The organism is Bacillus sp. LR_5 (assembly GCF_042709275.1).
The window spans coordinates 1-6,821 of record NZ_JAVAXX010000314.1; the positions used below are offsets into that span (position 1 = coordinate 1).

General features: G+C 43.2%; 5 protein-coding genes. All 5 read left to right on the forward strand.

From position 1 onward, the window contains the following. The coding region (gene flhA / locus RAC86_RS32955; RefSeq protein WP_377886519.1) for a flagellar biosynthesis protein FlhA at positions 1-1,903 on the forward strand (1,903 nt) is incomplete at its 5' end. After that, a complete protein-coding gene (locus tag RAC86_RS32960; RefSeq protein ID WP_072566274.1) occupies positions 1,903-3,003 on the forward strand; it encodes a flagellar biosynthesis protein FlhF in 1,101 nt (366 codons plus the stop codon). The genes flhA and RAC86_RS32960, both read left to right, overlap by 1 nt. Next, the gene (gene flhG, locus RAC86_RS32965) at positions 2,994-3,890 is read left to right on the forward strand and encodes a flagellum location/number ATPase FlhG (protein WP_072566275.1); all 897 of its coding nucleotides are present in this window, start codon (positions 2,994-2,996) and stop codon (positions 3,888-3,890) included. The genes RAC86_RS32960 and flhG overlap by 10 nt, the downstream gene beginning before the upstream one ends. Before the next feature lies 1 nt (position 3,891). Beyond that, on the forward strand, positions 3,892-4,962 hold the full coding sequence (gene cheB / locus RAC86_RS32970) for a protein-glutamate O-methylesterase CheB (protein WP_014113804.1): 1,071 nt from the start codon (positions 3,892-3,894) through the stop codon (positions 4,960-4,962). Between the two features lie 5 nt (positions 4,963-4,967). Further along, a partial coding sequence (gene cheA / locus RAC86_RS32975; protein ID WP_377886520.1) for a chemotaxis protein CheA occupies positions 4,968-6,821 on the forward strand: 1,854 nt, incomplete at its 3' end.

A 6,821-nucleotide genomic window follows, 5' to 3' on the forward strand; every position in this document is an offset into this window, starting at 1 on the left:
TACCACAATGAATATGCAGGAAGCGCTTCAGTTTTCGATTTTCCCGTCACTGTTGCTGCTTTTAACCTTATTTCGTTTGGGCTTGAACGTCTCAACTACCCGTTCAATTCTTTCACATGGTGAGGGAGGAAAAGTCGTCGAGACTTTCGGAAATTTCGTTGTCGGCGGGAATGTATTAGTTGGACTCGTTGTATTTATCATCCTTATTATTATTCAATTTATCGTCATTACGAAAGGTGCTGAACGTGTTTCCGAGGTTGCAGCAAGGTTTACGCTGGACGCAATGCCGGGGAAGCAGATGAGTATTGATGCTGACTTAAACGCAGGGATGATTACCGAACAGGAAGCGAAGCACCGCCGCGAAAAAGTGGCAAGAGAAGCAGACTTTTATGGAGCAATGGACGGTGCCAGTAAATTTGTAAAAGGCGACGCGATTGCCGGAATCATCATTGTGATGATCAATATTATTTTTGGTATCGTGATCGGAATGCTTCAGCAGGGAATGTCCATTCAAGAGGCCGCTTCACAATTTACGATGCTGACTGTCGGGGATGGAATTGTTTCGCAAATTCCGGCGCTGTTAATTTCTACAGCTACGGGTATTGTCGTGACAAGAGCTGCCTCTGAAGGAAACTTAGGGCATGACATTACAGGTCAGCTGTTTGCTTATCCAAAGCTTTTATACGTCGCAGCATCTACGATTCTGCTTCTTGGTATTTTCACTCCGATTGGCATTTTTCTGACGGGGCCGCTTGCAGGGCTGCTTGCTTTCGGCGCTTATATGCTATCTAAATCAGGTAAGGAAAAAGAAGAAGTGGATGAGATTCTCGAAGAAGAGGCTGAGGTTGACGACCTTAAAAGCCCTGAAAGCGTTGTTCAGCTTCTGCACATCGATCCGATAGAATTTGAGTTTGGATATGGCCTGATACCGCTTGCTGATGCTAATCAAGGCGGTGATTTATTAGACCGAATTGTCATGATTCGCCGTCAGTTGGCTCTGGAACTTGGGCTTGTCATTCCTGTCGTGCGAATCAGAGACAATATAGCGTTGCAGCCAAATGAATACCGATTGAAAATTAAAGGCAACGAAGTAGCAAAAGGCGAGCTGTTGCTTGATCATTATTTAGCGATGTCGCCTACACCTGAAGACGATCTCATCGAAGGGATTGAAACAGTGGAACCGTCATTCGGACTGCCGGCCAAATGGATTAGCGAATCGGTAAAAGATGAAGCTGACATGCTTGGTTATACAGTTGTCGATCCTGCTTCAGTCGTTTCGACTCATATTACGGAGAAAATTAAGCAGTATGCCCACGAATTAATCGGAAGACAGGAGACGAAACAGCTGATCGACCATTTGAAAGAAACGTATCCAGTCCTTGTTGAAGAGGTTACGCCAAATCCGTTGTCTGTCGGTGATATTCAAAAGGTGCTGGCCAAGCTTTTAAAAGAAAAAGTTTCAATCCGAAACTTAGTAACGATTTTTGAAACGCTTGCTGACTATGGAAAATTAACAACAGATTCTGATCTTTTGACAGAGTATACAAGACAGGCACTGGCAAAACAAATTACAGCCCAGTTTGCCAAAGAAAATGAAGTGTTGAAGGTTGTTACTTGTTCGGGTCGTGTAGAAAAGGCAATTGCAGATGGCGTACAGCAAACGGAACACGGGAATTATTTGTCGCTTGAACCAGATGTTTCAGAAAGTATTGTACGCTCTGTCGCTAAAGAAGCCGAACAGCTCTCATTACGTCAGGAAACTGCGATTCTTCTCTGCTCGCCGCCTGTCAGAATGTATGTGAAACAGCTTCTGGAACGATACTTCCCTGATCTTCCGGTACTTTCCTATAACGAACTTGAGGCGAATGTTGAGGTACAAAGCATTGGAGTGGTGGATATTTAATGAAAATAAAAAAATTTACTGCTGCTTCAATGCAAGAAGCGGCACTTCTCATCAGAAAAGAGTTAGGTAATGAAGCGGTCATATTAAATTCGAAAAAAATTAAAAAGCGAAAATGGTTTGGACTCATCAATAAGCCTGCTGTTGAAGTAATTGCCGTATTGGATCAGGACTTTCTTGAAAACAAAACGCCTCAGATAGCTGCTGAGCCGAAACAAACATTAAAAACTCCGGTCAGCAGTCCGAAAATAGAGGAGAGGATATATCCCCCTCAAACTCCGGCGCAACATGAGCCCGGTGATTTTTCAGTGTATCAATCTGTACTTCCTGAGCCGCTGCAAAAAGCAGAAAAGCTTTTGCAAGAAACGGGTATTAAAGAGTCAACGAAGACGAGCGCTCTGAAAAAATTGCTTCGATGCTCTGTGGAAGCGGGCGGTCTGACGGAAGAAAACGTGGTTGGCAAACTTCAGGATATACTATGCGATACGCTACCTTCAGGAGACAAGTGGCAGGAGCCTATTCACTCAAAGTATATCGTGCTGTTTGGTTCAACAGGGGCAGGAAAAACAACAACACTTGCTAAGCTCGCAGCCATATCTATGCTTGAAAAACAAAAAAAAATTGCTTTTATTACAACAGATACGTATCGGATAGCAGCTGTTGAACAGTTGAAAACATACGCCGAACTGCTGCAGGCTCCTCTGGAAGTTTGCTATACAAAAGAAGAATTCCAGCAGGCGAAGGAGTTATTTTCTGAGTATGATCATGTGTTTATTGATACAGCCGGAAGAAACTTCAAGGAGCAGCAATACATTGATGAATTGAAAGAAACGATTCCTTTTGAGAGTAGCATTCAGTCATTTCTCGTTTTATCCGCGACTGCAAAATATGAAGATATGAAGCATATTGTCAAACGGTTTTCATCCGTCCCTGTCAATCAGTTTATTTTTACGAAAATAGATGAGACTACTTCCTTGGGTTCTGTATTTAATATACTGGCAGAATCAAAAATAGGTGCCGGGTTTATAACGGATGGCCAGAATGTGCCGGAGGATATACAGACTGTATCTCCACTTGATTTTGTAAGGATGCTGTGCAGATGAACAGATTTGACCAAGCAGCAACTTTACGGGCGAAAATGGAAAAGCGTCAGCGTGTTCTGCCAATGGTTTATTCACAAAAAGCGAAGACACTTGCTGTCATTAGCGGCAAGGGCGGTGTCGGCAAATCCAATATTACTTTAAACATGGCCCTTGCGCTGCAGGATAAAGGTAAGAAGGTATTGCTTATTGATCTTGATATTGGGATGGGGAACATTGATATATTAATGGGAAACTCATCTTCCGCCACGATTATCGATGTATTCACCGATCGCAAGCCTTTGATGCAGTCATTATCCACTGGGCCAAAGGGTTTGCGGTATATATCAGGGGGAACCGGTCTGGATGTAATGTTTCAGCTGGATCAGAGAAAATGGGCGTTTTTTGCTAATGAGCTTTCTCATGCGTTAAGCCAGTTCGACTATGTGCTGTTTGACATGGGAGCGGGCTTATCAAAAGATCAGCTGCCTTTTATTTTATCGGCAGAAGATATTTTGATCATAACAACTCCCGAACCGACGGCCATCATGGACGCATACAGCGCTGTCAAGCACTTGGTTTTGACAGAAAATAAACTTTCGATGAAGGTGGCTGTCAATCGGTGCCGTGATCAAAAGGAAGGGCTAGACGCCTTTACCCGCCTTTCCCGCACGATTCATATGTTTTTGGATGCTCAGGTTCAGTTTGCCGGTTCCGTTTCTGACGATGCGATCGTGAGCAAAGCAGTTGTCGAACAGGTTCCTTTTTTCATAAAAAGTCCTCAGGCAAAAGCCAGCCGGTCAGTCCGTGTTTTAGCGGACGCCTTGTTTGAAAGAGAAGAAACAAGACACAAAGAAAACAAACAGACATTTATTGAGAAATTATCTTCTTTTTTAATGAGGAGGGCTTAATTTGATTCGTGTGCTTGTAGTTGATGATTCAGCTTTCATGAGAAAAATGATAAGTGATTTTTTAACCGAGGAAAAGCAGATAGACGTAATCGGAACTGCGAGAAACGGAGAAGAAGCGCTTAAGAAGATTGAATTACTAAAGCCAGATGTTATTACTCTTGATGTTGAAATGCCGGTCATGAACGGGACAGACACACTGCGCAAAATTATCGAGATTTATAACTTGCCGGTCATCATGGTGTCAAGCCAGACAGAGAAAGGCAAAGAGTGCACAATTAATTGTTTAGAGATCGGCGCCTTTGACTTTATCACAAAGCCATCAGGCTCCATATCTCTGGATTTGTACAAAATTAAAGAACAATTAGTTGAGCGTGTCATCGCGGCTGGGCTTTCCGGCAAGCGGAAACATCCTGTTTCACAGGCAGTTCGGCCTGAACCTATAGTGCGTGCTGTAAAGCCTGAATTAAGCAAGCCGAAACCCGGCACAGGCAGACAAATTGTATGTATCGGCACATCAACAGGCGGTCCAAGGGCGTTACAAAAGGTGATACCGAAGCTCCCTAAGGATTTGAACGCACCAGTGGTTGTTGTTCAGCACATGCCTGAAGGTTTTACTGCTTCTTTGGCTGAGCGGCTGAATCATTTATCCGACATTCAAGTAAAAGAAGCAAAAGATGGTGAAGCAGCTCTTAACGGCTGTGTTTACATAGCACCGGGAGGAAAAAACATATCCGTTATTAAAAACAGCGGAGGACTCCAGATCGTGCTTGATAATCTCGATACGCCAAGCCGTCATAAACCATCAGCTGATTATTTATTCCGTTCTGTCGGTAAACTGGCAGACTATGAAAAAGTAGCGGTTATCATGACCGGAATGGGCAGTGACGGCACTGCCGGCTTAAAGGACATGCTTATGGCCGGCAATGTGAAAGCCATTGCGGAGTCTGAAGAATCTTGTGTCGTATATGGGATGCCGAAAGCAGCTGTTAAAGCGGGCCTCATCCATGAGATTAAACATGTGGAAGATATCGCAGCATCCATCACAAGCTGTGTGAAAAAAGAGAGGATGTGATTCAAATGGATATGAATCAGTATTTAGATGTCTTTATTGATGAGAGTAAAGAACATTTACAAACATGTAATGAAAAGCTTCTCCTTTTAGAGAAAGACCCGACTGACCTTCAGCTCGTTCATGATATATTCAGGGCTGCCCATACATTAAAAGGAATGAGCGCAACGATGGGCTATACCGACTTAGCACATCTAACCCATCTGCTTGAAAATGTGCTGGATGCAATCCGAAACGGAGACATGGCAGTTACCTCAGAATGGCTGGATATTTTGTTTGAAGCCCTGGATCACCTGGAAGCTATGGTTCAGTCTATTATTGACGGCGGGGATGGTAAAAGAGATATCTCAGAAGTGAGTGCCAAGCTTGATGTGAATGGTGCACACGCTGAAATGGCTGCCTCAGCGGAACCTGCAGAAGCACAGAATTCAATATCTGATTGGGAATATGACGAGTTTGAACGGACTGTCATACAAGAAGCGGAGGAGCAAGGTTTCAAACGATATGAAATCAAGATTTCTCTGAACGAAAACTGTATGTTAAAAGCAGTTCGTGTCTATATGGTGTTTGAAAAGCTTAATGAAGTCGGAGAAGTAGCCAAAACAATTCCAAGTGCGGAAGTACTTGAAACAGAAGATTTCGGCACTGACTTTCAAGTTTGTTTCTTAACACATCAATCAGCGGAAGAGATTGAACAATTAATCAATGGCGTTTCAGAAATTGAGCATGTTGAAGTCAGTCAAGGGGCTCCTTTAACATCAGCTGAAAAGCCGGCAGAATCTAAGCCGGCAGATTTACCAGCACCTGTACCTGTGAAGCAGGAGAAACAAAAACAGCCTGCTAAAAACGAAGAACAGGCGAAGCACACAGCCGGCGGATCTAAAACAATTCGTGTCAACATTGACAGACTTGATTCTTTAATGAATTTATTTGAAGAGCTTGTCATTGACCGCGGGCGACTCGAGCAGATTGCAAAAGAGCTTGAGCACAATGAACTGACTGAAACGGTTGAACGAATGACGAGAATTTCCGGAGATTTGCAATCGATTATTCTTAATATGAGAATGGTTCCGGTTGAAACTGTTTTTAATCGGTTCCCGAGAATGATTCGCCAGCTTCAAAAAGAGCTGAATAAAAAAATCGAACTCTCGATCATCGGTGCGGAAACTGAACTGGATCGAACAGTGATTGATGAAATCGGAGATCCTCTCGTTCACTTGATCAGAAACAGTATTGATCATGGTATCGAGTCGCCGGAAACACGTTTGCAAAAGGGAAAACCGGAATCAGGAAAAGTTGTGCTTAAAGCTTATCACAGCGGCAATCATGTCTTTATCGAAGTAGAGGATGACGGTGCAGGCCTTAATCGCAAAAAAATTCTCGAAAAAGCGCTTGAGCGCGGGGTCATTACGGAAAAAGAAGCTGAAACCTTAGAAGACAATGAAATTTACGAATTGATCTTTGCTCCAGGGTTCTCAACTGCTGATCAAATTTCTGATATTTCCGGCCGCGGTGTTGGACTTGATGTTGTAAAAAACAAACTGGAGTCTCTGGGCGGTTCAGTCAGTGTGAAATCTGCAGAAGGTCAAGGCTCTCTATTCAGCATCCAGCTTCCGCTTACCTTGTCCATTATTTCAGTTCTCCTAATCAAATTGGAAGAAGAGACATTTGCCATTCCAATTTCTTCAATCATTGAAACGGCAGTTATTGACAGAAAAGACATTTTGCAAACGCATGACCGTGAAGTGATTGACTTTAGAGGGCACATTGTCCCTGTCGTTTATTTAAAAGAAGAGTTTAAAATAGAAGATACAAGACAAGATGCGGAACAGCTCCATATCATTATCGTGAAAAAAGGCGAT

Coding starts and splice junctions, on each gene's coding strand:
- RAC86_RS32960 (WP_072566274.1), top strand. CDS start 1,903: ATGAAAATAAAAAAATTTACTGCTGCTTCAATGCAAGAAGCGGCACTT.